This window comes from Paenibacillus campi, from assembly GCF_034659835.1.
GTDB lineage: Bacteria > Bacillota > Bacilli > Paenibacillales > Paenibacillaceae > Saccharibacillus > Saccharibacillus campi.
Genome location: NZ_JAXSQZ010000004.1, coordinates 181861 through 208230 on the forward strand (window position 1 = coordinate 181861; position 26370 = coordinate 208230).

Genomic DNA, 26370 nt, shown 5'->3' on the forward strand with positions numbered 1-26370 from the left:
ATGGCACCAATAATACGATAGCATTATAGGACAGGAGAGTTAGCGTAGAGATGGGAAAGATAAGTTTTAAAGCAAAGATTATGCTGTCGGTCGGTCTGGTGATCCTACTCGGCAGCGGATTGCTCGGCTATTATGCGGTGCAGCAGGCAAGCACACAACTCGTACAAGCAGCTCAAAAAAAGCTGCAAGGCGATCTGAACACAGGCTTATTGTTGCTGAATACACTGTACCCGGGTGAGTGGTCGATTCAAGGGGACAAACTGTATAAAGGCACGACAGTCATGAATGACAATATGGGTTGGCTCGATACATTTGGTCAACAGACTGGCGATACGGCGACACTGTTTCAGCAGAATACACGGATTGCGACCAATGTCGTTAAACAGGACGGCAGCCGGGCGGTCGGAACACAAATTTCTGAAAAGGTAGGTAACATCGTATTGAAGCGCGGTCAAGCGTATAGGGGAGTAGCTGAAGTGGTTGGACAGTTAAACCAGGCAGCCTATATTCCTTTAAAAGATGCAGCAGGCAAGATCGTTGGCATCTGGTATGTTGGTGTACCCAATGAACCGTATGAGCAAGCAACGATTCAGTTTCGCGATGAAATTATTGTATTTATCGTGGTGGAAGTGTTGGTGGCGCTGCTCGTGATTTGGCTACTGGCACGTCGTCTGCTGCGTCCGCTTGTAATGATTACCCGTGCAGCAGAGCAGGTGGCAGGCGGCAGTTTGCAAGTGCAATTGCCAAAGGTGCAGAGCCGCGATGAGATCGGTCGTTTATCGGCATCGATTCAGAAAATGATGACGAATCTGGGTACACTTATGCAAGATATACGGCAAAATATGTACACAACTGCCAGCCATATTAGCGCGTCATCACAGCAATTTTCGCGTTCACTTGAAGAAATGAGCAGTTCGTACAGCCAAGTCGTGCGAAGCAATAAAGAAATGAACGACAATGCACGTACCGGACATACTGTCGTGCAGCAATCGGTCAGTACGGTCGATGCGTTATCGGCATTAATTACAGAGGCAGCGCAACGGGTCGATGGAGCAGTGCAAGATTCGCAGTATACGCAACAAACGGCACTGCGTGGTCAAGAAACGATGGAGCAGACGATTCAGGCGCTGGAAACATTCGCTCAAGTATCGCAGCAAAATGCGCAAATTGTCGGGCAATTACAGCAATACTCGCAGGAAATTCGCCAAATTGCGGCGACGATTGCAGGCATTGCCCGTTCGACCAATCTGCTGGCGCTAAATGCGTCGATTGAAGCAGCGCGAGCGGGTGAAGCAGGTCGCGGCTTTGCTGTCGTTGCGTCCGAAGTGCGTATGCTTGCCGAGCAAGCAAGTGAAGGAGCAGATGCTGTAGAACAGTTTACGAGCAAAATCGGTGACTCGCTCGCCCACGCCATCGCGATGATGAATGAAGGCCGCACCCGGTTGGAAGAAGGACGTATAGCCGCACAGTCGTCCGAGCAGGCGTTAGCAGCGATCTCGGCGGCGATTGGTACGACATCGGCAAGCATTCAGGAAGTGTCGGTGATCGCAAGGCAGAAGGTTGAACATGCGCATGAGATGAATCATATGCTAGGTCAGCTTCAAAGCACGATGGAACATACGTTAACCGCGTCGAGCCAAGTGCTTGCCGTGTCTGAGACGGCAGCTGGCGAATTGGAACAGCTTGCGGCTGGCTCGGAAGAACTGGATGCGATGTCTTCGCAATTACAACATGCTGTGTCCCGTGTATTGACGTAAGTTGACAAGCACGCTGATTCATTGTGCCCATGCTCTGGCTAGTGTATGGTCGTAAATGAAGACGCACGATCAGGATCGATATAAAAAGCTGGCTCCCCGCTCGATTAATGAGAGGGAGCCAGCTTTTTTGCCATAGGCGATCGAGTAGCTTGTGTTACGTACATTTACAGCCTGTCGATCTAAACATCGCTTAAGTATGAATAGGTTAAAGTACGTTTAAACACAATTTCCACTTGAGACAGCCTACTAGCTCCCTATTCGGCGCTGGCTGCGGGCAAGTGTAATGGACATAATGAGCAGCTCGATTACCGTATAAAAGCGATCTCTGGCAAATGTATCGACCATACGATTACAGCGGAGCGAATTGACGATAACTACATCTTATTTTGATTAACGAATGCGTAGCGACAATAATCGTATGTCTGTGCAACAGACCGGATTAACAGCAATGATTGCGCTATATTTGAGCATTGTTGCTGCATAATTACATGAACTGTGACCTTAGCTCTTAACTGCCAGGCAGTACCACTGCTGCACAGCAACAGCACATACAGCATGTTCGCGTTCACTCCAACGCATCGTCGATACGGTAACTAGCCGTTTGCCAGCGCAAATCGGCTGTTGGCGGCAGCTCATGGCTTACCGCTTGAATCAGCTCCTGCGGATCGGTCGACACGACGAGACGATGTGCACAGCTGGCGCCGGTAAAGCCTGCTTCGATACTATGACGAAGCATATGCAGCAAAGGGTCATAATACCCGCGAATATTGTACAAGCCAAGCGGTTTGTTGTGAATGCCAATCTGTGACCAGCATAGTACTTCAAACAGTTCTTCCAATGTACCGAGTCCGCCGGGGAGCGCGATAAATGCATCCGCTGTCTCCTGCATTAGCGCTTTACGTTCGTGCATACTATCTACACGGATCAGCTCGGTCAAGCCTTGATGTGCGCGCTCGCCATGCAGCAAACCGCCCGGCATAATGCCGACGACTTGCCCGCCGGACGAGAGCGCCGCATCCGCTACTGCCCCCATTAGACCGAGCCGTGATCCGCCATAAATAAGCTGATAACCAAGCCCAGCGATATGGCTACCTAGGCGGCTTGCCTGCTCCATATATTCGGGATGATGCCCTGTGCCGGAACCGGCGAATACGCAGATTGATCTCATGCTGTACACTCCTCATCAGGAAATAAATTACAGTATACTCTACTATACCCGATTTGTATTCGAGCAAGTAACATGTAAATGATGAATTGTGCAAATTGTACGGCAGCACGGCTCCTATTGGCTGCTGTATGTTTACTGTGGATTGTTCGTCCAGATGCCAGCCGTTTTCAAGACGACACGGGAAGGCAGTTTCAGCCCGGCAAGCACAAGCTGTGCTACATCTTCCGGCTGCATCATACGATCTTCGTCACCGATCGGCAGATTGGCATTAACAGCAAGCGGTGTGTTGACCGTGCTCGGTGTCAGTGCGGTAACACGGATGTTCGATTTACGCACTTCCTGCATTAGCGCTTCGGTCATACCAAGCAGTGCGAACTTGGAGGCACAATACGCTGAACCGGTCGCAAAGCCGCGTTCACCAGCAGTGGAAGCGATATTTACGATATCCCCGCTACTTTGTTCCAACATGCCTGGCAGCAGCTCATGGGTCACATAATAGGCGCCCATCAGGTTGACGCGAATAATTTGCTCCCATTGTTCCGGGTCCATATCGACCAGTTTGGCAAAGGCGCCTGTACCGGCATTGTTAATAACAATATCGACCCGTCCAAGCGAGCTTGCGAGTGACGATACCGCTGCACGCACTTCAGCGGAGTTCGCCACATCTGCGGTCACGGTATATACTTGCACACCATAACGGCTGCTTAGCTCTTGCTGGAGCTGCTCCAGATCGGAAGCCGTACGTGCGAGCAAACCAAGCTGTACACCTTCAGCAGCTAGCGCTTCGGCTGTCGCTTTGCCGATTCCTTTGCCGGCACCCGTAATAATTGCAGTCTTGTTTTTCAGTTCCATATGATCAATTCCTCCTGAATGAATGGGATGGCAAACCATTATTGCCTTTACTTGACTATTATACTACGTATCCCAATCGCAAAAAAATGGTTTCACTTTCGGCACAAAAGGGTAAACAATTAGGTTACATAATCCGACATATTCCTGTATAATGGTTTGAATGTTGTTCCGTTTCCAGGCGTAATGGAGACGAATGAACGAGAACCAAATTTTAGGAAAGTGTAGGGATGCCCGTGAACCAGCGTCATGTCAAAACAACCATTGAGACTTTGCTTCTTCGTGCCAGTAGTGATGTTCGGGTTCGTACCAGAAAGAAATTTCCGGGTCCGCGTTCAGTCGGCGGTAAATTTTCGATGGGCAGCCGGATGATTACCCTGTACTTGCAGGAAATTGAAGCACAGTGCTTTCAGCTATTCGGCTCACTTCGCTCTGCAGACGACTATTTTACGATTATTTTGGCGCACGAGATGGGCCATGCGCATGATCCGTTGTTGGAGCAGCTGTCGGACGAGCTAGATTGCTGTCCAGAACCGCTTGCTGCTGCACAACTTGCCTTGCGCATTGAACAAAATGCCTGGGACTATGCCGCTGAGCTAATCCCTGAAGTCGATCGTTTTTTGTTTGAAAAGATTGTGGAGTGCTCGCTGGAAGCGTACTATGAGCGGATTCAACAAGAAGTGTCGATTGCTAGTGGCGAGCTTGAAGTGATCGCCTGAACCGTATAAAATGACCGTATAAATACCCGTATAACGAACGGGAGGATACGGATGGACAACTATATCGGCTGGATACGTTCCAAAACAGGCACCGCCAAAATGTTTACGAATTTTGCCGGTGCCCTTGTTGTGAATGAGGCAGGACAGCTATTGCTGCAAAAGCGTCAAGATAACGGACAATAGGGCTTTCCGGGCGGCGCGATGGAACTGGGCGAATCTGCCGAGCAAACCGTGCTGCGCGAAGTGTTGGAGGAAACCGGTTATATCGTCCAAGTGGATGATTTGCAAGGTGTGTATACGCAGTATGATTACACGTATCCGAATGGGGATGAGGCACAGACGATGTTGACCTGTGATCGGCGGTGAGCCGTTGACGGCGAATGAAGAAACGAAGGAGCTGCGCTTTTTTGCGCCAGCCGATGCACCGCCGCTATTCAATCGGCAACATGTCGATTGAATAGCGGCGGATTTTGCGGCACGCTTGCGCGGGGTGTATCGGTGATGACAACCGTGGCACATTGTGAGCGGATGATTTCAGACAATGAACGTGCTTGGAAACATCGATATTTTATTTTCGCACTATATTGGTGAAGTGTGTAAGCCGAGTAACATGACCATACAGGCACGGATTCGATAGCCGTGCCTGTTTGCTGTGCCTGCTGATCGCGTTTCGTTTACCCTTGCTGGCTCGCCGCGATCGCCTGCTCCAAATCTTGAAGCAGATCACGAATATTTTCCGTGCCAACCGACAGACGAATCAGCTCCGGATTCACGCCTGCTGTCAGTTGCTGTTCTTCCGTAAGCTGCTGGTGGGTCGTGCTGGCAGGGTGGATAATGAGCGATTTGGAATCGCCCACATTTGCCAGATGGGAGAACAGCTTCACATTGCCGATCAGTTTGCGTCCCGCTTCGGCACCGCCGCGAATGCCGAATGTAAGAATCGCACCGGTTCCTTTGGCTAAATATTTTTGTGCCAGCTCATAAGAAGCATGGCTGCTTAACCCCGGATAGCTGACCCATTCCACATCTGCATGCTGTTCCAAATATTGCGCTACCTGCAACGCATTTTCGCTATGACGTTCCATCCGCAAATGGAGCGTTTCCAGCCCTTGCAATAGCAGCCAGGCGTTAAATGGCGAGATCGGTGCGCCCAGATCGCGCATAAGCTGTACACGCGCTTTAATAATATAGGCGAGCGGGCCGAGCGCATCGGTGTACACCAAACCGTGGTAGCTCGGATCAGGTGTTGTCAGTCCGGGGAATTTGTCGTTTTGCGTCCAGTCAAACTTACCGCCATCGACGATAATGCCGCCGATCGATGTGCCATGACCGCCGATAAATTTCGTTGCCGAATGTACAACGATATCAGCACCATGCTCAATCGGACGTAGCAAATACGGGCTTGGGAACGTATTATCGACGATGAGCGGAATGCCATGCTCATGCGCAATCGCCGCCACCGCTTCGATATCGAGCACATTGCCGCCCGGATTGCCGACCGTTTCAGCATATAGTGCTTTGGTGCGTTCATTGATGGCAGCGCGGAAGTTTTCCGGCTGATCCGAATTGACAAATGCGACTTCAATGCCAAGCTTTGGCAATGTATTGGCAAACAAATTGTATGTACCGCCATACAGACTGGATGCGGACACGATATGGTCGCCTGCGCCGGCAATGTTCAGGATCGAGAACGTAATCGCCGCCTGTCCGGATGCGGTGGCGAGTGCGCCAACACCGCCTTCCAGCGCGGCAAGCCGTTTTTCCAGCACATCGGTCGTCGGATTCATCAGACGTGTATAAATATTGCCGAATTCTTTGAGTGCAAATAGATTTGCCGCATGCTCACTATCGCGAAACCCGTACGATGATGTTTGATATAACGGGACAGCCCGCGAAAATGTAGTCGGATCAATTTCCTGCCCGGCATGAATAGCTAGCGTTTCCAGTAAATAAGGATTAGGTTCAGTCATCGTCATTCTCCTTTGTCTAGGTCAAATCATAGCGGATTGCGGTATGACATATTCCAACCGATTAGATGGAGATGCTATCATGCTGTGTAAGTGGTTGAATTGAAACTATTCTCGCATGAGCGAATCGACTATTCAATAACTAATTTGGAAATATAAAATATTCTATCGTCGATAGAAAACATAAATACGCAGCCAAATCATCATGATCGGCTGCGTATTTAGACATCAATCGTTTTTCTTGGCAGGCTCCGCATATGCAGCGAATGCCTTTTGCAAAATGTCATAGCTTTTCTTTTTCCGTTCATGGGTGACCGGTATATCCCATGCTTGCCACGTATAACTGCCAAATTCAGGTGCGTTAACGGCAGCGGTGCTGCCTTTCGTAACGAGCACAGGCGATGCTTTGACCGCGTCGACCGTCTGCGGTGCGACACCGTTTGCTTTGTACGGGCTTTGCCATGCCATATGGGTGCTCGGGTCCATAAAGCCGAGCAGCATCCACGGAATCGCCAGCTCGATCACATTGTCTTTCACATAAAAGTCGGACAAATTGTTAAATTGCGGGCTGTTCGGATCGTTAATGCCATAATGCAGTTTGCCGACTTCCAGTTCTTCAAACGGCATCGTTACTTTCGTTTGCGGCAAATACAATTGTCGATTGAGCGCCAGTTTCCACGGCAGGAAATAGCCTTTGCTGCCATCCGCATATTTGGCATCATACGGAATTTCCTTGCGGTTATAGCCATACAAATACGTATGCTGATCATAGGCGCTATTAATATAAATATGACCGCCTTCATCCGAAGCTGCCCCGATACTTAGCAAAAATTCAATCGGCGCAGGGAAGGATACACCAGGCGCTTTGTCAGCGGTCAGACTGCCGCCTTTGGTCGTCTGGAAGCCGATGTACAATTGGTCTTTGCTAAAGTCCCAGTTGCCGTTTTTCTTTTCCAGCTTCACGTACATATTCGCCGCGTCATGCGACATTTGCATCGTCATCTCCGGGTAGTCGGTCGTGGTGACATCCGGGCGCTTCGCCCAGTCTGCCGTGTTTCCGTCCAAATGGATCATATCGTCGACACTCGCGCCCGGTTCAACGGCAACGACACCGAAATGCTCCTCATTAGTCAGGCGGTTACGCCACATCGCCCGGCGATCAGCAGGCTCCATTTCAATCGTATTCCAGGTGAATTTGAACCATTCATCCTGCCACTCAAACAGCAGCGCACCGTCCAACCCTTCATCATAAATATCTTGGAGCAGTCCGGCATCAAGCTTGCCTTGCTCCTGTTCCGTATGCATCCCTTGATTGCGTCCGAGTGGCCCATAATGCGCCATCCCGCGTGAGCTTGGCATGCCGAACTCCGCTACGATTAGCGGAATGCCTTTATGATGCTTGCGCATCGCATTTAAATAACCTGCATACGGATTGACCGTACCGTCGGCTTTTTTGAACGTTTTATATTCCGGCTGTTGACGCAGCAAGTCCGGGTAATACGGATAAATGTGATACGAAGCAAAGTAGCCTGCCGTCCAGCTCGCCTTTACCGGTTGAATATTCATCGGATCGACCGATACAAGGTCTTCCTGTTCCAGCGGCTCGTTTGGATGGGAGAGCGGATCGGTCGTCACCCAGTTCGTAAATGACATCGGATGCTGCCAGCCATATTTCATATCCGCTTCCGCTGCCACATCGAGCATGCTGGCGACCCAACTTTCAAATGCGGTTGCATTTTCGGTTGCGCTAAAATATTTGCCTTGATAAGGTGGCTGATTCGGATGCGCTTTGTCTGTCACATCGACCGCATACGGATACCACTCCGTACCGATAACCCAACCGAGTACATAGGGCGATACATCAGCCGTAAATTTGCCATAAGCGTGCCCCGGCTGCTGGGCGATCGTAATCTGCCCGTGAATCGCACCGATTGCGTCTTGAATTTCTTGTTTGAACGCATTCGTAATCGCCGGTGTGTATGCGTCACGTCCTTTGCCATCCTCACCGATCAATTCTTCTTCAGGCGACCAGACACCTTGCATCAGATAGAGTGGCTCTTTTTGCGTCGTGTTGAATTGTTTTAACGCTTCATAAAAATAAGGCGGCAAAATCGTATAAATTCGCACCACACGAATATTCATCGCCTTCATTTCCTTGAACCAGCGCAAATAATCATCTTTGGTCGGACTTAGCTCACCCGGATAATGCCCAGGTGTCGTCGCCCCCAAATTCATACCTGCCCAGAAGGACGGTTGCCAGCTTTTGCCGTCATACGTTGCTAGCTGCTCGTCGACGACGGTGGAAGTGCGTTTAATGCCATCTTTGTCCACGATCGGTAATGTGTACGTCGCCGTGAATGTTTGACTGTCATTGCCGTTTCCGCCTGGTTGGGTAGCTGTAGAGGAGAATAAACCGCTACCTCCACGCAGCAGCAATACAGCCGCCGCAGCCAGTACAATCACGGCGATGATGATCGTAACGATAAGCGGGAGACGGGAGCGTCGATGGGACTGTTTTCGTGATCGCATAGTTTCATCCTTTTTTATTTTATGGAATAAAAAGTATATTCATACATTAAACATTTATAGCTAATTTGACAAATCGTGTTATAGCGCCGAATGGAGCGGGTAAGTGCCTCAAAGGGAGGGTTGCATCATGAACAAACATCAGCACGAATCCAAACCAACTCCAAGCAAAAAGCACAAAATTTGTATCCGGCGTCCTGATTCATATAAGCTGTCGATCGAATTTAAACGTCGTCGCATCGTGACTAGCAATCGGTATGAATTGATCAGCTTGCTTAATGATATGATTACGACGATCTGTTTTTTGATCGGCAGTTATTTCTTTTTCCATAAACAGACAGAGACAGGTACTATTATGTTTATTATCGGTAATGCCAATACGTTATTTAGAGCAATTATTGCATTGATACGAAAATTTCATATCGAATGGATTCAGAATGAGTCGTCCGATAAAAGAGTATGAGCTAACATACAACAGCCGAAACGAGTGATTTCGTTCCGGCTGTTTTTGGCTAGATTGTGTTTTCAAAACGTCGACTTTATTATTGTATGGGTTGAAAACGATACGTATCCAATGAAATGCGCTATATATACAACATCATCTGAAACCAACTCCATAGATCGAACCGTCTGAGAAGCAGTTTGCAAACACGCCCTAACAACATGCACACAGCAGCATAAGTTACCGCTTTTTGAGCGGCTCTGTCGGTGGGCCTTCCAACACTTCGCCTTTGTAGTTGAAGCGTCCGCCGTGGCAAGGGCAGTCCCAAGAGCGTTCCGCTTCGTTCCATTGTACTTCGCAACCCATATGGGTGCATGTCGTATCAACGAGATGCAGTTCGCCTTCAGGGTCTCGATAAGCGCCTGTGCGTTTGCCGCCTTGCCAGATCACGGCGCCCTGATCGGGTTTGAGGTCTTCCGCTTTATGGCGGTTAAAATCGATTTTGCCGGTGACCAGCTCTTTGGCAACGGTTAAATTGTGGCTGACCGCCGTTTGCATCCGTTTTAGAAATGGCGTTTTGCGTGCTGGATCGAACAAGTCGGCGTAACGGTTGTCGCGTCCCATAATACGGTCGGTTAATAGGATGGCAGCAAGCGTACCACTCGTCATGCCCCATTTGGCATAGGCGGTGCCGACGAGAATATTGGGCGTATCGGAGGTGAGTTGTCCGATACACGGAAGCCGATCAAGCGAATACAAATCTTGTGCCGACCAGCGATACGGAATATCGTGCAGACCGAACAGCTTGCCTGCAAACAGTTCCAGTTCGGCATAATGGCTAATCGTATCGCCTTCCTGACCGGTACGATGCCCTTTGCCGCCTACGATAATATACTGTTGATCATCAAATGTTGCCGAACGCAGTGAATGTTTCGGTTCATCCGCACTAATGTACATGCCACCTTCAAATGGCGTTTCCGCACGAATCGCCAACGTATACGAACGTTCCGGCTGCAAACGGGCAAAATAAAAGCCATTTTGGTCAATCACCGGATAATGCGAGCAGGAAACGACCGTATCACAGCGTACGCCAAAATCACGATCTTGCACGAGCAGGCGCGGACGTTCTTCATTTTCCACCTCACTGATCAGCGTATGCTCATAAATCGTGCCGCCGAGCCGCAGAAACTCCAGCAGCAGAAATTTTAAATAGTGCAGCGGATGAAAACGCGCCTGTCCTGGCAACGCAATCGCTCCTTCAATCGCTAGCGGGATCGGCAACGATTCGACCCATTCGCCAGGCAAACCAAGCTCGCGGTAAGCGTCCATTTCTTGTTTAAGCTTTTTCAGCCCGGCATCGTCATGTTCGGCATAAACATAGGCGGTTTCCTCCTGCCAGTCACACTCAATCCGATTGTCCTGCACAATCTGCTGCATAAAGGATTTAGCTTCTTCAGCGCCTTCATAGTACAGCCGCGCCTGTTCAGCGCTAAAATGACTGCGCAGATGATCATAGATTAATCCATGCTGAGCGGTGATTTTGGCGGTTGTAAAGCCTGTTGTGCCGTTTAATACATGTTCGCCTTCCAGCAGGACAACTTGCCGTCCTTCCCGTGCCAACAAATAAGCGACCGTTACGCCGGTAATGCCTGCCCCCACAACTGCAATTTCCGTATCAAGCTCCTGCTCTAATGCTGGAAAAGCAGGAAATTCCGTCGTTTCGCGCCAAAACGAACGCGGCTGTTTTGGCAATTCGGTTTCTGCTATTTTACGATTCAAATCTCCGTTGGAATCATATTTCATAAGCTGCCTCCTTGTGGTGAGCGATCATGGTCATAGTGATGACGATTATACAGACTGATGATCATACAGACGATCATACAGACGATCACGGTCATGATCTGAACTTATAAAAAACCTCCTCGATCGCCTAGAACGTGTCTTCAAACTTCTTTATAAGCAGTTTGATGCGTTTTTTCATTAGATTATTGTCGTATAAGCAGCTCAACTCACTTGAAGCGTGACCCATTCGACCGATAAACTGACAAAGATGATCGTTTGAAGACACCACCTAGTACATTGACCGATATTAATTTGCGTGTTGGATTTGTTTTAAGATCGTATGGATCAGGATTTCAGTACACAATCCAAATTAATATTTAACTTGGTCGAAGTACTAGCTTTCCGTCGCTTCATTACTAGTTTAAACGTACGATATCGTCTACAAGTTCGTCTAAACATTCACTTCACGATTCATCAATTTCTCTCCTATACTAACCTTCATTACCACTTGCAACGAGAAATATAACCGTAGACAAAAGATGCAGCATTAGAACGTTGTTAGCCGTTTTGTGCTTGAACCGTTCTGCCCATGTTCACCATGACGAGCGGATGAGCTACCAAATTTCACTAGTGGATGAAGACAGCCTACTAGTAGCTTGTCTCAAATACATTTACGGTTTGTCGATCTAACCGTTGCTTGATGATGAATAGGTTAAGGTACGTTCAAACGCAATTTCCATTTGAGACAGCCTACTAGTAAGCGCGATTCGATCAGAACGATAATATTGTGATTGTAGACGTGCCTCTTTTTACCTTTTAACACTAACGCCATCTACACGTTCCATTCTTTATCCAGCGCAGCGCAGATGGCACAAACACAATTACGGCATGTAGCCAAGAGCCGGAACATGTATAATAAAAAGCACCTATATCGCCAAACATTATGCGATATAGAATACCCGCCAAAGCTTGCAAGGCGACAGAACAGGAGTTATTGGACGATGAATATGAGAACGATGCTAATTATACGGGGCATTACATGTCTCGCCATTATCGTGATTGCGCTATCGATCATTTTGCGTCACCCATCCAGCCCAGATCGGATTTATGCTTATGGATTGATGGTCGTAGCTGTGCTCGCTTTTGTACTGCCATTTCTTATTCAAAAAGTGATCCAGCGCGCGATGCAAAAGCGACGTAATGAGCGCAAATGAGTCTCTAAGTCTCTATACGCACACAAAGTGCAGCAATCTACCGATCAAAATGAAAGGAGTGTTCGCAATGGCACAACCGTTGAAGCTGTATAAACTGGATCAATGGAGCGAGCTTACGAATGGCTCTTTTGTGATCCCGTTACACGAACGGGATGCACAGCAACGCCAAGCAGATCAGCTTGCGACAACGCTTTATATTCAAAACAAACGTAAGCTGACACACACAAACCAAAAATTAAAGTGAGTATATGTAGTCGTCTGCTTATACAAAAACTGTTGTGCGAGCTGTACATGTATACTAGTAAGCTGTCTCAAATGAAAATTGTGTTCGAACATGCCTTAACCTATTCATACTCAAGCGATGGTTGGATCGGCATGCTGTAAATGTACTTAAGGCAAGTTACTACTGCGAAAGCTGTACATGTATGCCAGTACCAAAACTGTGTTCGATCTGTGCCTTAAAGCATAGGTGTGGATAAGCCGCATCCAGAGGCTGGGCAACACGGTCGCGCGCAGATACAGCGTATACGAGCAGTCGCCAGTCACTATTATGACTGTCAGCAATACACGACCATCGCGCAGCAGGTTGGCGATCATCTGGATGTCTGTGCAGAGAGCGATACGCATTTTGCTAAATGCGAAAAAGACCTTATTGTACAATAAGGTCTTTTTTTCAATGTTTAGTAAATAGCGAATCGACCAGCCTAATCAGCGGTTTTTCCAATGTCTATGCTAAGGAATACACTTCCCCTTAACTACTAAATCAGGAAGTCTGTTCTTATTACGTGCTATGTCCAAATGGCTTAACCTATTTCCGCAATTCATCCAACGTAAGTTGCCAGCGCTGCACTACTTGCACCGGCTCATGCAGACGATACGTCACACCAGTCAGCAACTCAGCGTATTTGGCGATATCTTCACGAACATGTTCGATCTGTGCCGTAAAGCGTACGCGTGGATAAGCTGCATCTGGCAGCTCGGACAATACGCTCGCCCGCAGCCGTAACGCATAGGAGCTGCCGCCGATCACTACCGTCAGCAATGCACGACCATCGCGCAGCAGATTGGCGGTCGTCTGGGTGCCTGTCCAGAGCGCAATACGCAGTGTGTACGCATTCATCACTAGCACTTCGCCAACGCTTACGATCGCCTGATGCGGATAACCGTCCTCGCTAACCGTAATTAGCGGCATCGCCATGTGCTGCTTGTGTTCCAAATTTTGACCGTTCCATAGCTCACACAGCACGGGCGGCAATGGAATGGCAGATGGATGTGGCTGATCGTTCATGTATGTAACCTCCATTAGTTTTATTTTAGAATGGTTATATATCGATAGATGGTGCTAAATGGATAAATGGTGCTAAATGAATAGAGGTTGCCGCTAAATCGAGATGATCGATCGATTACGTTTAACGCATTTCGCTGCGAAGTAACGATTCAGACTAATAGTTTCGTTTGACTGTCCTGTTCGTTCCTGCTACAACAGTGTGTACAATGATAACGATTCGATTATTTACCAGCCGTAACCTTATCAGGCGAACATGTATACCATACCGTCCGTTTTTGTGAAAAGCAACGACATTTTGCACATGTCGAATGCAGCTTGTACAATAGCTCATAAACTGTAGCTCTTATCGGCTAATCTACATTCCCCCAGTCTCATCACCAATCACCAGGCTGCATCTACGCACAAGAGGAGAGTGGTTATGCTACTATTTAACGGTTTCATCTGGCTCCTAAGTTTGCTACTGCTGGCAACAGGTCTGCTCATCGCTCGCCTTGCGTATCGTCAGCCATTCATGTGGATATGCCTCGCCGGGCTGTTTGGCATCTATATGCTGAATGTGATCCGGTATACGTTTTTTCCGTTTCCGATTCATCCGCAATTGATCGCGCTGATGCGTACGGTAGGCGCAGAACCGGGCATGATTCGGCTTAATTGGATTCCTTTTTATTCCCAATATTACCCGTCCATCTTTCACGATCGATCCAACTATTTGAATATACTCATGACCGTGCCGTACGGCATATTGTTGCCGCTGCTCCTACCGATGAGCCGCAAGCGGATGTTGCTATGTGCGCTAGGCATTGGCGTTGTCATCGAAACACTACAAGGACTGCTTGATCTATGGCTTGGTTACACCTACCGTACGGTAGATATTAACGATGTGATCTTTAATTTTATAGGAGCGATGATCGGTTGGGGGCTATTGTGGTTTGTATACGAAACGTCTTTTGGTAAAAAAAGGCTTGCCAGATGGCTACCGATCATGGTAAAAAAGTAATAATGACGACGTGTAAACAAGTCCATCGCTCCCGGGAAGGAGCATGGGGCACTAGTGTGCACGTTATAACAAGGAGGTGAGGCAGGATGTTACATTTCCCATTTTCTATCACGCTCGACAACAGAGTACAGGGCGTATGGAGTATTTCAAACACATTTTACGAAGACGGGAGAAGTCTGTCCAAAAATGAATATTACGATAATGGCGAAATGCCGCTCCTGCCTTCAGCCTCGGTCGGGTTATTTAAGTAAAAGTTCAGCGTGATCACGATCCATCATATCGGGATCGGGTTGTGATCGTTTAACATACATTGGATTAGATGTACGTTAAACGATCGCATACACAAAATCGCTGTCCATCTGTGCAAACAGAAACCACCGAATTGCTAACGTTACAGCCGCAGGTACATTTGCCTGCGGCTTTTGTATGTTTATATACCTTCATCGACAGGCGGGGCAGTAGCGTGCATTTCTCCATCAGCTACCATTACGATTACACGGCACATCCAGCCCGGCATCCCGATTGCGTTTCTACTAGCAAGTCGGTACAAGGACGATGCTGCCCGATGAGGAGAATACACATGTCGATTATGATCGCCTGTCATCAGGTACAACAATATTATGGAGCACAACAGGTGCTTTCCAGCGTTACATTGGAAATTCACAGCGGCCGCAAGGTCGGTTTAATCGGAATGAATGGAGCGGGCAAAACGACGTTGTTTCGTTTGCTATCCGGTCAAGAGCGTCCGTATCAAGGCGATGTACACATTCAAAAAGGGGCAAAAGTCGGCTATCTTGCCCAGGTGCCGGACTATGCGCCAGGCATCACCGTTATGGAAGTGCTGCGCAGTAGTTTTAACGATTTGCTTGCCTTGCAGCAGCGGATGGAACAGCTTGCACTACGTATGAGCGATACGAGTCAAAATGAGCAGCAACTGGACAAAGCGATCCGTGACTATGGCGATGCATTGGAACGGTTTGAGCAAGCAGGCGGTTATGAAATATCCGCTCGGATCGACAGCATTGCGAACGGTCTGGGCATTCCTGCCGCTCGTTATGACGAACCGGTCGATAAACTGTCCGGTGGGGAAAAGACACGTGTAGCGCTGGCGGCGTTGCTGCTGACGAACCCGGATATTTTGCTGCTGGATGAACCGACTAACCATCTTGATATGGATGCGGTCGTCTGGCTGGAACATTTTATTGCTCATGCGAGCGCAACCGTAGTCGTTATCTCGCATGATCGGTACTTTTTGGATCGGATTGTGCAGGAGATTATCGAGCTGGAAGATGGGGAAGCGACCGCTTATCCGATGAACTATTCCGCCTACCGGGACGAGAAACAGCGCCGACTTGTGCGCCAGTTCGAAGACTACCAAGAACAGCAAAAAGAGATCAAACGGATCAAAGAATCGATCAAACGATTGATTGAATGGGGCAACCGCTCCAATCCGCCCAATCCGGGCTTTCACCGCCGCGCTGCATCGATGCAAAAAGCGCTCGATCGTATGGAAAAAGTCAAACGTCCGGTAATGGATCAGGCACGCATCGATTTGGAATGGCGCCAACAAGGGCGATCCGGCGAGCGTGTGCTTGTGCTGGATCAAGTGTGGAAAAGCTATGGTGAGCGCATGTTATTGCAGGAGGCAAGCGCACTGCTGCGCTATGGCGAGCACGCGATCATCATCGGCGGCAATGGTGCTGGCAAAACGACATTGCTGCGCATGATTCTCGGTCAAGACGAAGCTGACGCGGGCACGATCCGCATCGGCTCGCGCGCCGATGTAGGGTATCTGGCACAGGAAGCCGCGCCACCAGGTGCGGGCGAAACGGTACTGGAATGGTTTAAAGTCCATGCGCGTATGGAAGAAGGCGCAGCGAGAGGTCAACTTGCCAAATTTTTGTTCTATGGCGCCGACGTGTTCAAAAAAGTATCCGGCTTGTCCGGCGGCGAATGGAGCCGCCTGCGCCTGGCGATTCTAATGCACCAACGCCCGAATTTGCTAATTTTGGATGAGCCAACGAACCATTTGGACATTTCTGCACGTGAAGCGCTGGAAGAAGCATTGGAAGAATTTCCTGGTACGATTCTGGCAGTTTCACATGATCGGTATTTTATTAATCGGATTGCCGAGCAGGTGTGGAATTTGCAGGAGGGGGAGTTGAAGGTGACGTTGGGGAATTATGAGGATTATGTAGGGGCGGAGGTGTAAGGTAGTTAGTTAATATCGTAACAGGTATAAAAGCCATCTTCTTGAACATATTGTTCAAGAAGATGGCTTTTAGGGTTACGTGTTGAGAAAACGATGTCTTATGTCATCATACCGTTATTCATTGTTGTGTTCTTAGGAGCAGGACCAGTCATCATACCGTTATTTGCTGTTTGAATAGGATTTGCTACATAATAGGAAACAAGACTACTGATTGTGGTTATTGTAGCTACGACTACCACCATAGCTAGACTTGTGATATACTTGGACATCTTCATTCACTCCTTTTATTAAATTATGATAAGTATCCAATTGAGAATCGGTTGCGTACTCCTTTTGTTGCTCAAATAAGGATACATAGTCTAAAATTTTATTCTTATTCTCAATTTGTATACTCATCTCGATACCCTTAATAATAAAGCTGATACTTATAACATAGCGGTTTTTGAAGAAATAATATAGTGCAAGTTTATACTGTATCATAAAAACATGAACGATATGAGCTGACTTATGATAATAGCCATGATCAAAATTGATCAGTGAATCAGGATCAAATGAAAATTTACTGAGAATATGATCAATGTTCAAATCATACTTATTAGCCGAATCGATAATAGTTAACATGCTTGCTAGAATCTCGTTAGGATGATGATCCAGAAACTCTACATATTCATTTAGTTTGTTAGTATTGCCCATTAACAAGTCCATGTTATGCATATTGGCTTCCGCAGCAACTTTAAACTTTTCAACTGCATCTAAACCAACCTCATCCAAATCAGGGAACCAACTTAAATCAGCATAACCCAATATATATGTTTTGGCTTCCTCATATTTTCCCAAGTTTTCTAAGGCTACAGACTTTATAAGGTAGCTTTGACCATAATAAACCACTGGATGACGATCAGTAGAAGTTGGCCAGTGAATGTCTGATTTTTTGGCATGATCGGACATTTTATATACGGTCAGCAATAGAGAACGTAATTCATCTGCACAATATTCCATCATTTTCCATTCTTGAATGAGATAATATGCATTAGCCAATTGTAACAAAGCATCCAACATAAAATTTTCCGGCAATCTATTTTTATAAGGTTCAAACCGGATTACAGCGCGGAAGCTTTCCTCTGTATTTTCACTAATCGAAGCTCGAAACACCCGATAATGCGAAATCGCTAATCTCTCGGAATGCTGGTGCTTCTCATTTTCGATGACACATTCATAAAAAGGAATCGCTTCTTTCACTTTGCCTTCTTCATACAATTCCTCAGCTAATCCGAACACCGAAATCGTATTCGACAAATCCTCCATCAGACGATCCAATACCGACTGAATGCAGTCATAGCGTCCAATTTCTGTACATCGTAGCAAAAATGCTTTAATACGACGCCAGTCTGCCTTTTCATTAATAAAACATTCATCCACATAATATTCATACATCCAGCCTTCTTTATGACCGAGTGCTTCAGCCATCAAATCTAACTGGCGGATGGAAATAGACTTTGGCGGATTACCATTGAGAATACCGCTAATAATCCCGCGATTGATGCCGGCAAGCTTGCCGAAACTGCTTAAGGAATGCCCGCGTTGCCGGATTCCTTTTTCAATCTCCAAACGTATGGTTGTGGTGTTGGTAATCATAACCGAACACACCCCTTTAAGGTAAAAGTTTCCCTTGTCTTGCGCCCCAGTTAAACTATGAATTCAAATTTATTACATTATATATTAGTGCTTGAACTATGGTCAATTACTTTTAATTGAAAATAGAGAAAATAGGTATCGAAAATGGGAAACAGCGTGTAAAAGCTGTTGTAAAAAGGTGGCTAGCTAATTGCCAAATAATAAATGTGAAGGTGTGGAAAAATAAGAATCGCTATTATAAGGTTGTTTTATTTTATTGTTTATGGATATATCGGCTTATTGCTCAGGAAGATGAAGTTACGCAAACAATAAAATTTTTGGTTGTTAAAAATAAAACTTATACAGCTTTTCAAACAACTCGGTAGTGTCGAATAGATGAATTCGATTATATTTTTCTACATTACATTTTAGTGTAGATAATACATGTTCTAACTGATCATTACTTTGTTTTCTTTCAAAATAGTATAATGCCAAATAATAATAAATATTAATGTAGCGTTTGACTTCAATAACTATGGCGTAATGCGATATCGATTCTAAATATGATAAAATGTCAGGCGGATAAATTATATTATAGTATTTTCTCAAAATGTCATCGATATCCCATTTATAAACAATACTTGCTCTTATTATAATTTCGATACTGGCAGGTTGTTCCTCGGGGAAAAATTCAAGATAATCAATGTATGGTTTAAGCACAGCATAATTGCCTTGTAAAAGTTCAAGATTGTAGCGGTTACATTTAGCTACGATTGCATATTTTTCTACATACATTCTGCCATTAGCATCTAAACCTGCAAACCAGCTTAAATTTTCATAGTAAGGAATTAGTTTTCCGGATTCTTCATAGTTACCAAGATATTCCCAAGCACCGCATTGAACGATATAACCTTTGGCATAATAAACAATTAGAGGGCGTTCGAGGCTTTCGAAATCCCAATCTTGTTTATTGACTATTTTTTGATATACCCATTCTGCTACAGTTACAAGTTCCTCACCGTATTTTATAATGATTTCCCAATCTTGAAATGCAAACGATACATTAATCAACTGTGCCAGCGCATCCAGCTTTAAATGAACGGGTAAAGCCTGCCGATACGGCGCAAACTGAATCGCACTTCTAAAACATTGGTGTAAATCCAAGCTTAGATTGAAACGAAATAACCGGTATTGACTGATTGCAAAACGCTCAGCTTGTAAATTATGCTCATGATCCAGTACATACTCGTAAAACATAGATAAATCCGAAGTAGAACTTTGCGCCATCAGTTCCTCGGCAAAATTAAAAATGTAATTGACATAGATCGGTTTGTCTTCTAATGCGGTCAGTACAGTCTCGATCAGACTAACTTTTCCCAATTGTAGACAGTGAGTAAGCAAATCTTTAATTTTGCGCCAACTGACGTTTGCGATATCGGATATCATTTCCTGCGTATATAGCTCATATAACCATCCTGTCGGAAAACCGAGGGCAGTGGTCATACGATTCAACTGGTTCATCGACAGCGCTTTAGTCGCTGGTTCATTCAAAGTTGCGCTCAATACCCCCCGATTGATGCCAGACACTTTGCTAAAGCTGCTCAATGTATACCCCTGGCGAGCAATTTCTTTATTTAGCTCCTGCCGCACGCTCTGAGGATCGGTCATAAAGATACACTCCCCGCTGTTTAAGTTTTAGTTGGAATCGCGGTTGCGTTTTGTTGTAGTGATTGTATTTGTTGTGTGAATTGTATTTGTAGCACCGATGGTAGTGGATGCATAAAATTTATACAGCTTTTCAAACAGTTCGGTGCTGTCGAATAGATGAATTCGATTGTATTTTTCGATGTTATGTTTTAGCGCTGATAGCACATACTCTAATTGCTTATTACTTCCTTTGCGCTCCAAATAATACAATGCCAGATCATAGTATATGTTAATGTATCGATTAAGCTCACTAATCATGTCATAATTTGTAATAGCCTCCAGGTAGCACAAAACATCAGGAGGATAAATAATATCATGATATTTTTCCAAGATTTCGTCGATATTCCATTTATGAAAATTACTTGCTTTTAATATAATCTCTAAGCTAGCAGGTTGTTCTTCAGGGAAAAATTCAAGATAGCTAATATACGGTAAGAGCATATCATGATTACCTTGTAAAAGTTCAAGGTTATAACGATTGCATTTAGCAACAATCGCGTATTTCTCCACATATATTCTTTCAGTAGCAGTTAACCCTTCAAACCAGCTTAAATCTTCATAATAAGGGATTAGTTTTTTTGACTTTTGGTAATCACCGAGATATTCCCATGCAGCACATTGAGCGATATAACCTTTGCCATAATAAACAATTAGAGGACGTTCATAGGGTTTAATATCCTCCATCTTGTCAACGACGGTCATCCGATACACCCATTTAGCTGTAGCGACAAGTTCTACCCCATATTGGTTTAATACATGCCAATCTTTCAATGCGAACGACACATTAATCAACTGCGCCAGCGCATCCAATTTTAAATGTACAGGCAATGCCTGCCGATACGGCGCAAACTGAATCGCACTCCTAAAACATTGGTGTAAATCCAAGCTCAAACTGGCACGAAATAACCGATACTGACTGACGACAAAACGCTCGGTTTGCAAATTGAGTTCATGATCAAGCACGTATTGGTACAACATCGATAAATGTGCAGTTAAACTTTGCTCATGCAGTTCCTCGGCAAACTTAAAAATGTAATTGACATAGATCGGTTTATCTTCCAATGCATCCAGTATCGTCTCGATCAGAGCGACTTTCCCCAATTGCAGACAGTGCGTAAGCAAATCTTTAATTTTGCGCCAGCTTACGTTTTCGATATCAGATAGCAGTTCTTGTGCATAGCGCTCATAGAGCCAGCCGGCAGGAAGCTGCAAGGCGGCAATCATACGATTGAGCTGATTCATCGACAGCGATTTGGACGCCTGTTCATTTAAAGTTAAACTCAATACCCCTCGATTAATGCCGGACACTTTGCTAAAGCTGCTTAATGTATAACCTTGGCGAGCAATTTCTTTATTTAGCTCCCGTCGTACACTTTTAGGATAGGTCATAAAGATACACTCCCAACTGTTCAAATTTTAGTTAAAATTGCTAATAGTTATGATGGGAATTGTCGCGAGCAAACAAGCGCGATGTATACATTTTTTTAAATGAATATACATAATCGCTTTGTTTAAGTGTAACTCTCAAACCGAACAATATATCTTAGAAGCTAAGTTAATGTCAATTCTTTTCATATCTTTTCATATTTGAAATAAAAATAAATTTTGAAAATAAGAAACGTCGGCTTAACCGTTCTAACATAAGCGTTGTTACTAGAAATAAAAAGAAAATGAAAAATATACGCAAAATAAGAATCGTCGTTTGTACGTGACGATTCTTGATTTGCAATTGCTGTCTTGATGCGCTTTTATATGCAATCCAACTCATACTGATTTATACAGGCGGTGGAATGAGATCGCAAGTGTATTTGGCATTAAAAACCAGTTTGTATTAAAAATAAAATTTATGCAGTTTTTCAAATAGTTCTGTGCTATTAAATGTGTAAATATGATTGTACTTTTCGACATTATTCTTCAGCTCAGATAATATACGTTCCAATTGAGCACTACTTTTTTTGCGTTCAAAATAGTATACCGCTAATTCATAATAAATGTTGATGTATTGATTCGTTTCGACCATCATAGCGTAGTTGGTGTTCGACTCTAAGTAGCGCCAACTATCAGGTGGATAAATGGTTGTATGGTATTTTTGTAAAAGCTCATCGATATTCCATTGATGCAGGTTACTTGCTTTTAAAATCATGTCTATACTGGCAGGATGTTCTTCAGGGAAAAACTCTAAAAAATTAACATACTGGTGAAGCACACTGTAATTTCCTTGCAAAAGCTCAATATTGTAACGATGGCATCTAGCCCACACTGCATACTTTTCTACATATACCCTAGCAACATGATCCAATCCTTCAAACCAGCTCAAATCTTCAAAATAAGCGATCATTTTTTTAGCCGCTGTGTATTCACCAATATTTGCTAATGCTGTACATTGAGCGATATAACCTTTGCCGTAATAAACAATCAGAGGACGTTCATAGGATTGGATATGAGCATCTTGTTTGTTGATTACTGCTTGATAGACTATTAGTGCTGTATTCGAAAGTTCTTCTCCATATTGTTTTAATACATCCCAATCTTTAAGTGCAAAAGCTACATAACTCAACTGCGCCAGCGCATCCATTTTCAAGTGAACTGGCAACGCGTGCCGATACGGAGCAAACCGAATTGCACTTGTAAAACTTCTCGGCAAATCCAGCTCTACATGAATACGGAATAGCCGATATTGACTGACCGCAAACCGCTCGCTATGCAAATTTGCCTCATGAGTTAGCACATACTCATACAAAATTGACAAATCAGCAAGTGCACCTTGTACATCCCATTCCTCTGCTAACGCAAACACATAATTTACATAAATCGGCTTCTCGTCTAAAGCATCCAATACGAGCTTTACCAAATCCAACTTTTGCAACTGTAAACAATGAACAAGCACCTCTTTCATCCGCCGCCAGCTTACGCTTTCGATCTGTGCGATCATTTCTTGCGTATACCGTTCATACAACCATCCGGCAGGAAAACCGAGGGCAGTGGTCATACGATTTAACTGGTTCATCGACAGCGCTTTAGTCGCTGGTTCATTCAAAGTTGCGCTTAATACTCCGCGGTTAATGCCGGACACTTTGCTAAAGCTGCTTAATGTGTAGCCTTGGCGGGCAATTTCACGCCTCAGTTCATGGCGTACACGCGGTGGATTCGTCATGGAACTACGCTCCCAGTGTTCAAGTTAGTAGCGATTCTAGCAATCAGTATGTTAGAGCGTGTACGCAAACTCGTATGATACGAGTTGCACGTACCACAGTGGTTGCTGCCTATACTATACAAATTTAGCGTATCCAGCTTAAATTTTCATCAAAATCATTCATAAAACCTAACCTAACCGCCCACACATTAGTAGACTGACCCGCTTAAATGCAGTGTCTGATTCACTCCATCTTCGAAAGATACACTGGAATCGTAGCAGGAGAACAGCGCTGCTCTGCAATAGCAAACTACTTATTTAACGCGGTCAGCCTACTAGTAGTCTGCCTCAAATGGAAATTGTGTTTGAACGTCCCTTAACCGATTCATCATCAAGCAATGGTTAGATCGACAAACCGTAAATGTATTCGAGACAAGCTACTAGGGCGTGTCTTCAAACTGCTTTACAGATCGTTCGATACGGGTAATTTGCTTCAGACTACGCTGTACAAGGTCGTATTTCTGACCTCTGTAAACAATAAAAAGATACGTAGGATCGTTTGAAGACACCACCTAGCACCATCTGACTAAACATACATTTCAAACCAAGCTTAATCCGAAGCATGATCATCGCTTATCTCTTGTACATGGATCGCTGCTTGCCCGTCCATCGGTTCACGCAGCTCGCGCAATTTTTTAAACAAATTCAAACAATCGATAATGCGTCCGCGATTGTATTTGACGATTGTCGTTTCCAGTGCGAGCAAAATATTTTCCAGTCGTTTGTCGTAGATTTTGCGATTGCAGTAATAAATGGCGAGTTCATAATACATACTCACATAACGGCTAATTACGATCGATTCGTCTTTGAAGCCTTGAAAGGCTGCTGTATACGTGTAATCGGTAGCGGTATCATCCAAAATTTCGCGCGGATACAGTAAATTTTCATGAGCCCGTAAAATCTCATCGATCTCCCAATCGTGTTTGTTTGCCGCTTGCAAAACGATATGTAGCCCGGTTAACGCTTCCTGTGGATAAGCGCGCAAATGGGCGGCATACGGTGACAGGAAGTCGACGTTACCGGACAATACTTCCATACTCATACGATTTAGTGAGGTGAAAAAGCGAAAGCGTTCAACATGCTCTTGATGCTGAGCATGATCATCTTTAAACCAGTCCAGATGATCCAGTTGGTCGAGTAGCTGTCTGGCTGCTTCGTATTGCTCTTTATGTTGCAATGCGCCGAATTGCAAGTTTAATCCTTGCCCATAATAATACACAAGCGGTTCATCGAGCGAGCTCGTTCTAGGCTGAACGCCTTTGCGCTTGCCTGTTTGCCGATACTCATATACGCGTTTGGCAAGCATGTACAGCTCATTGCCATACTGATAGGTCATGTCCCAATCTTGTACGGTATAAAAAATATTGCCCAGCTTTAGCAGCGCTTCCAATTTGAGCGGGATAGGCAACTGCGCGCGAAAAGGCTCGAACGATAAGGCGGCTTTCAGATTGTTTTCGATATTGTGACTGAGCGCAGTCCGAAAAATACGGTATTGGCTAACCGCTAGCCGTTCGGACTGATAGTTACGCTCGTTTTCGATTACACAGCGATACAATACAATCGCACACTGATCGTATTGTGTATTAGAAAGTTGCTCTGCCAATTCGAACACATGGCTAATATGATTAGGGTCTTCCATAAGCAATCCGAGTATACGGTCAATCAAATCGTTTCGACCTAGCTCAATGCAGCGCAGCAGTAAAGGACGGATGCGACGCCAATTTGTTTTGCCTGATTCATCAAAACATTCTTTGGCAAACTTCTCATACAGCCAGCCTGCGGGTTTATTCAGTGTTTGCACCATTTTGTCTAATTGGTTAATGGACATCGGCTTGGGCGGAGAACCGTTCAAAGTTGAACTAAGCACGCCGCGATTAATGCCAGATGCCTTGCTGAAACTGCTGAGCGAATAGCCCTGATGTGCAATTTCGGCTTCAAGCTCATGGCGTAATGTGGTGAAATGTCTGTGCAAGTGAATCACCCCTTTGATGGACATGCTTAAACGTTATGCGGATGAAGCACTAGTGCTCTACATGATCAACGTTATCCTGTATTACGTGACATGATACGTTATACGTTTCAAAAAAATTAGAAATCGTATAATAAAAAGGACATAACCTATACGTCAACAATGTAAATCAAAACCGTATAGATTGCTATATATTTATACGCGCAGCGACAAATCGCCCTATGGATCAAATATCGGTACTCTCGTTAAATGACTGAGTTTTGTCTGTTACCGAATTTAGTACTTCATTTTGAATGCACTTATTAACGTTGTGATGGCGTGTCTTCAAACGGTTGTACAAATCGTATAATGCGGTTCATTTGCGTCAGATTATACTGTGCCTAGGTCTCATTTCATTTGGAACGTCAACTTTGCAAGCGATACAATAATACGTAGAACAGTTGGGAAATACCGCTTCGTTACTTTTCCCAAAAAAGATAATTTTTATTATTATATAGGTTACTCAAAATCTGTATAGTTTGTTTTTGGTAACCTATTATATGTAATGTCAGTAGTTCCATATTCAAATCAGCAGTTCAAAAAAAAGGATATGATTACAAAAAAAATAAGTTCATTTTTTGCAAACTGCTGTAATAATAGAAATTGAAAGTGATGCAAGATAACAAGCTTACTGGTTGCATCTACTGATGCCTGGTCGTAACGTTTCACCTTTAGCTTGCACAAGGACAACCCAAATGCAGCGGGAAAGCACCGGATACGGAATGCAGCGAGAGAGAAGATGCATGTAATCATGTGCTGGCAGTGGCAGGGCATTGTTCCGAGCGTAGTAGTCATCCATATCATAAGTACGTGGACTATATATCATAGAACACCGATAGCAACACATGTAGTTTTACGATCGCTAGTTTTATTTTATTAAACGTATTCTATAACGAATACGGGTAGCAAGCTTCATGCTCATAGCAT

18 protein-coding genes and 1 pseudogene are annotated in these 26370 nt (G+C 45.1%); 8 read left to right on the forward strand and 11 right to left on the reverse strand.

The features are described 5' to 3' along the window. Positions 1-50: 50 nt before the first annotated feature. On the forward strand, positions 51-1757 hold the full coding sequence (locus U1I11_RS11845) for a methyl-accepting chemotaxis protein (protein ID WP_322906339.1): 1707 nt from the start codon (positions 51-53) through the stop codon (positions 1755-1757). A gap of 565 nt (positions 1758-2322) precedes the next feature. Here U1I11_RS11845 and U1I11_RS11850 read toward each other — a convergent pair. Continuing rightward, on the reverse strand, positions 2323-2925 hold the full coding sequence (locus U1I11_RS11850) for an LOG family protein (protein WP_322906340.1): 603 nt from the start codon (positions 2923-2925) through the stop codon (positions 2323-2325). A 132-nt stretch (positions 2926-3057) separates the two neighbouring features. After that, positions 3058-3777, reverse strand: a complete 720-nt coding sequence (locus U1I11_RS11855; RefSeq protein ID WP_322906341.1) for a 3-ketoacyl-ACP reductase — start codon at positions 3775-3777, stop codon at positions 3058-3060. 227 nt (positions 3778-4004) lie between these two features. On the opposite strand from U1I11_RS11855, the gene U1I11_RS11860 reads away from it, so the two are divergent. Further along, positions 4005-4493, forward strand: a complete 489-nt coding sequence (locus tag U1I11_RS11860) for a hypothetical protein (protein ID WP_322906342.1) — start codon at positions 4005-4007, stop codon at positions 4491-4493. A 51-nt stretch (positions 4494-4544) separates the two neighbouring features. Then, positions 4545-4950, forward strand: a pseudogene (locus tag U1I11_RS11865) (NUDIX hydrolase). Between the two features lie 217 nt (positions 4951-5167). On the opposite strand, the gene U1I11_RS11870 reads toward U1I11_RS11865, so the two are convergent. After that, positions 5168-6463 carry a homocysteine synthase gene (locus tag U1I11_RS11870; protein WP_322906343.1) on the reverse strand — a complete coding sequence of 432 codons (1296 nt, stop codon included), beginning with the start codon at positions 6461-6463 and terminating at the stop codon, positions 5168-5170. A gap of 225 nt (positions 6464-6688) precedes the next feature. Next, positions 6689-8989 (reverse strand): hypothetical protein, encoded by a 2301-nt coding sequence (locus U1I11_RS11875; protein ID WP_322906344.1) that lies wholly within the window; start codon positions 8987-8989, stop codon positions 6689-6691. Positions 8990-9116: 127 nt separating this feature from the next. On the opposite strand from U1I11_RS11875, the gene U1I11_RS11880 reads away from it, so the two are divergent. Next, positions 9117-9449, forward strand: coding sequence for a YrhK family protein (locus tag U1I11_RS11880; protein WP_322906345.1), 333 nt, complete (start codon positions 9117-9119; stop codon positions 9447-9449). A 219-nt stretch (positions 9450-9668) separates the two neighbouring features. On the opposite strand, the gene U1I11_RS11885 is transcribed toward U1I11_RS11880, so the two are convergent. Continuing rightward, positions 9669-11231, reverse strand: coding sequence for an FAD-dependent oxidoreductase (locus U1I11_RS11885; protein WP_322906346.1), 1563 nt, complete (start codon positions 11229-11231; stop codon positions 9669-9671). A 980-nt stretch (positions 11232-12211) separates the two neighbouring features. Here U1I11_RS11885 and U1I11_RS11890 point away from each other — a divergent pair. Both U1I11_RS11890 and U1I11_RS11895 read left to right on the forward strand, forming a co-directional pair. After that, on the forward strand, positions 12212-12424 hold the full coding sequence (locus U1I11_RS11890) for a hypothetical protein (protein ID WP_322906347.1): 213 nt from the start codon (positions 12212-12214) through the stop codon (positions 12422-12424). Between the two features lie 67 nt (positions 12425-12491). Beyond that, the gene (locus tag U1I11_RS11895) at positions 12492-12668 is read left to right on the forward strand and encodes a hypothetical protein (RefSeq protein ID WP_322906348.1); all 177 of its coding nucleotides are present in this window, start codon (positions 12492-12494) and stop codon (positions 12666-12668) included. Positions 12669-13232: 564 nt separating this feature from the next. Here the strand turns inward: U1I11_RS11895 and U1I11_RS11900 are convergent. Then, positions 13233-13712 (reverse strand): pyridoxamine 5'-phosphate oxidase family protein, encoded by a 480-nt coding sequence (locus U1I11_RS11900; protein WP_322906349.1) that lies wholly within the window; start codon positions 13710-13712, stop codon positions 13233-13235. Between the two features lie 418 nt (positions 13713-14130). On the opposite strand from U1I11_RS11900, the gene U1I11_RS11905 reads away from it, so the two are divergent. Both U1I11_RS11905 and abc-f read left to right on the forward strand, forming a co-directional pair. Next, the gene (locus tag U1I11_RS11905) at positions 14131-14709 is read left to right on the forward strand and encodes a VanZ family protein (RefSeq protein WP_322906350.1); all 579 of its coding nucleotides are present in this window, start codon (positions 14131-14133) and stop codon (positions 14707-14709) included. Between the two features lie 580 nt (positions 14710-15289). Continuing rightward, positions 15290-16921 (forward strand): ribosomal protection-like ABC-F family protein, encoded by a 1632-nt coding sequence (gene abc-f / locus U1I11_RS11910; protein WP_322906351.1) that lies wholly within the window; start codon positions 15290-15292, stop codon positions 16919-16921. Between the two features lie 204 nt (positions 16922-17125). Here the strand turns inward: abc-f and U1I11_RS11915 are convergent, their stop codons facing one another. From U1I11_RS11915 to U1I11_RS11935, 5 genes are all read right to left on the reverse strand, one after another. Next, positions 17126-18556, reverse strand: coding sequence for a DNA-binding protein (locus U1I11_RS11915; protein ID WP_322906352.1), 1431 nt, complete (start codon positions 18554-18556; stop codon positions 17126-17128). 324 nt (positions 18557-18880) lie between these two features. After that, entirely contained in the window at positions 18881-20203 is a 1323-nt protein-coding gene (locus U1I11_RS11920; RefSeq protein ID WP_322906353.1) for a hypothetical protein, read from the reverse strand. A 27-nt stretch (positions 20204-20230) separates the two neighbouring features. Then, the gene (locus U1I11_RS11925; RefSeq protein ID WP_322906354.1) at positions 20231-21631 is read right to left on the reverse strand and encodes a hypothetical protein; all 1401 of its coding nucleotides are present in this window, start codon (positions 21629-21631) and stop codon (positions 20231-20233) included. Between the two features lie 442 nt (positions 21632-22073). Further along, complete coding sequence (locus tag U1I11_RS11930) at positions 22074-23315, reverse strand: hypothetical protein (protein WP_322906355.1); 1242 nt, start codon at positions 23313-23315, stop codon at positions 22074-22076. Positions 23316-23985: 670 nt separating this feature from the next. After that, positions 23986-25407: a hypothetical protein gene (locus U1I11_RS11935; RefSeq protein ID WP_322906356.1), complete on the reverse strand. Its 1422-nt coding sequence runs from the start codon at positions 25405-25407 to the stop codon at positions 23986-23988. Between the last annotated feature and the right edge of the window lie 963 nt (positions 25408-26370).

What these genes read in the sequence shown, in the direction of transcription:
- U1I11_RS11855 (WP_322906341.1), bottom strand. Translation starts at nt 3,777, where the DNA reads ATGGAACTGAAAAACAAGACTGCAATTATTACGGGTGCCGGCAAAGGA.
- U1I11_RS11900 (WP_322906349.1), bottom strand. Translation starts at nt 13,712, where the DNA reads ATGAACGATCAGCCACATCCATCTGCCATTCCATTGCCGCCCGTGCTG.
- U1I11_RS11915 (WP_322906352.1), bottom strand. Translation starts at nt 18,556, where the DNA reads ATGATTACCAACACCACAACCATACGTTTGGAGATTGAAAAAGGAATC.
- U1I11_RS11905 (WP_322906350.1), top strand. Translation starts at nt 14,131, where the DNA reads ATGCTACTATTTAACGGTTTCATCTGGCTCCTAAGTTTGCTACTGCTG.
- U1I11_RS11870 (WP_322906343.1), bottom strand. Translation starts at nt 6,463, where the DNA reads ATGACTGAACCTAATCCTTATTTACTGGAAACGCTAGCTATTCATGCC.
- U1I11_RS11880 (WP_322906345.1), top strand. Translation starts at nt 9,117, where the DNA reads ATGAACAAACATCAGCACGAATCCAAACCAACTCCAAGCAAAAAGCAC.
- U1I11_RS11890 (WP_322906347.1), top strand. Translation starts at nt 12,212, where the DNA reads ATGAATATGAGAACGATGCTAATTATACGGGGCATTACATGTCTCGCC.
- U1I11_RS11895 (WP_322906348.1), top strand. Translation starts at nt 12,492, where the DNA reads ATGGCACAACCGTTGAAGCTGTATAAACTGGATCAATGGAGCGAGCTT.
- U1I11_RS11850 (WP_322906340.1), bottom strand. Translation starts at nt 2,925, where the DNA reads ATGAGATCAATCTGCGTATTCGCCGGTTCCGGCACAGGGCATCATCCC.
- U1I11_RS11925 (WP_322906354.1), bottom strand. Translation starts at nt 21,631, where the DNA reads ATGACCTATCCTAAAAGTGTACGACGGGAGCTAAATAAAGAAATTGCT.
- U1I11_RS11885 (WP_322906346.1), bottom strand. Translation starts at nt 11,231, where the DNA reads ATGAAATATGATTCCAACGGAGATTTGAATCGTAAAATAGCAGAAACC.
- U1I11_RS11845 (WP_322906339.1), top strand. Translation starts at nt 51, where the DNA reads ATGGGAAAGATAAGTTTTAAAGCAAAGATTATGCTGTCGGTCGGTCTG.
- U1I11_RS11860 (WP_322906342.1), top strand. Translation starts at nt 4,005, where the DNA reads ATGCCCGTGAACCAGCGTCATGTCAAAACAACCATTGAGACTTTGCTT.
- abc-f (WP_322906351.1), top strand. Translation starts at nt 15,290, where the DNA reads ATGTCGATTATGATCGCCTGTCATCAGGTACAACAATATTATGGAGCA.
- U1I11_RS11920 (WP_322906353.1), bottom strand. Translation starts at nt 20,203, where the DNA reads ATGACCGATCCTCAGAGCGTGCGGCAGGAGCTAAATAAAGAAATTGCT.
- U1I11_RS11875 (WP_322906344.1), bottom strand. Translation starts at nt 8,989, where the DNA reads ATGCGATCACGAAAACAGTCCCATCGACGCTCCCGTCTCCCGCTTATC.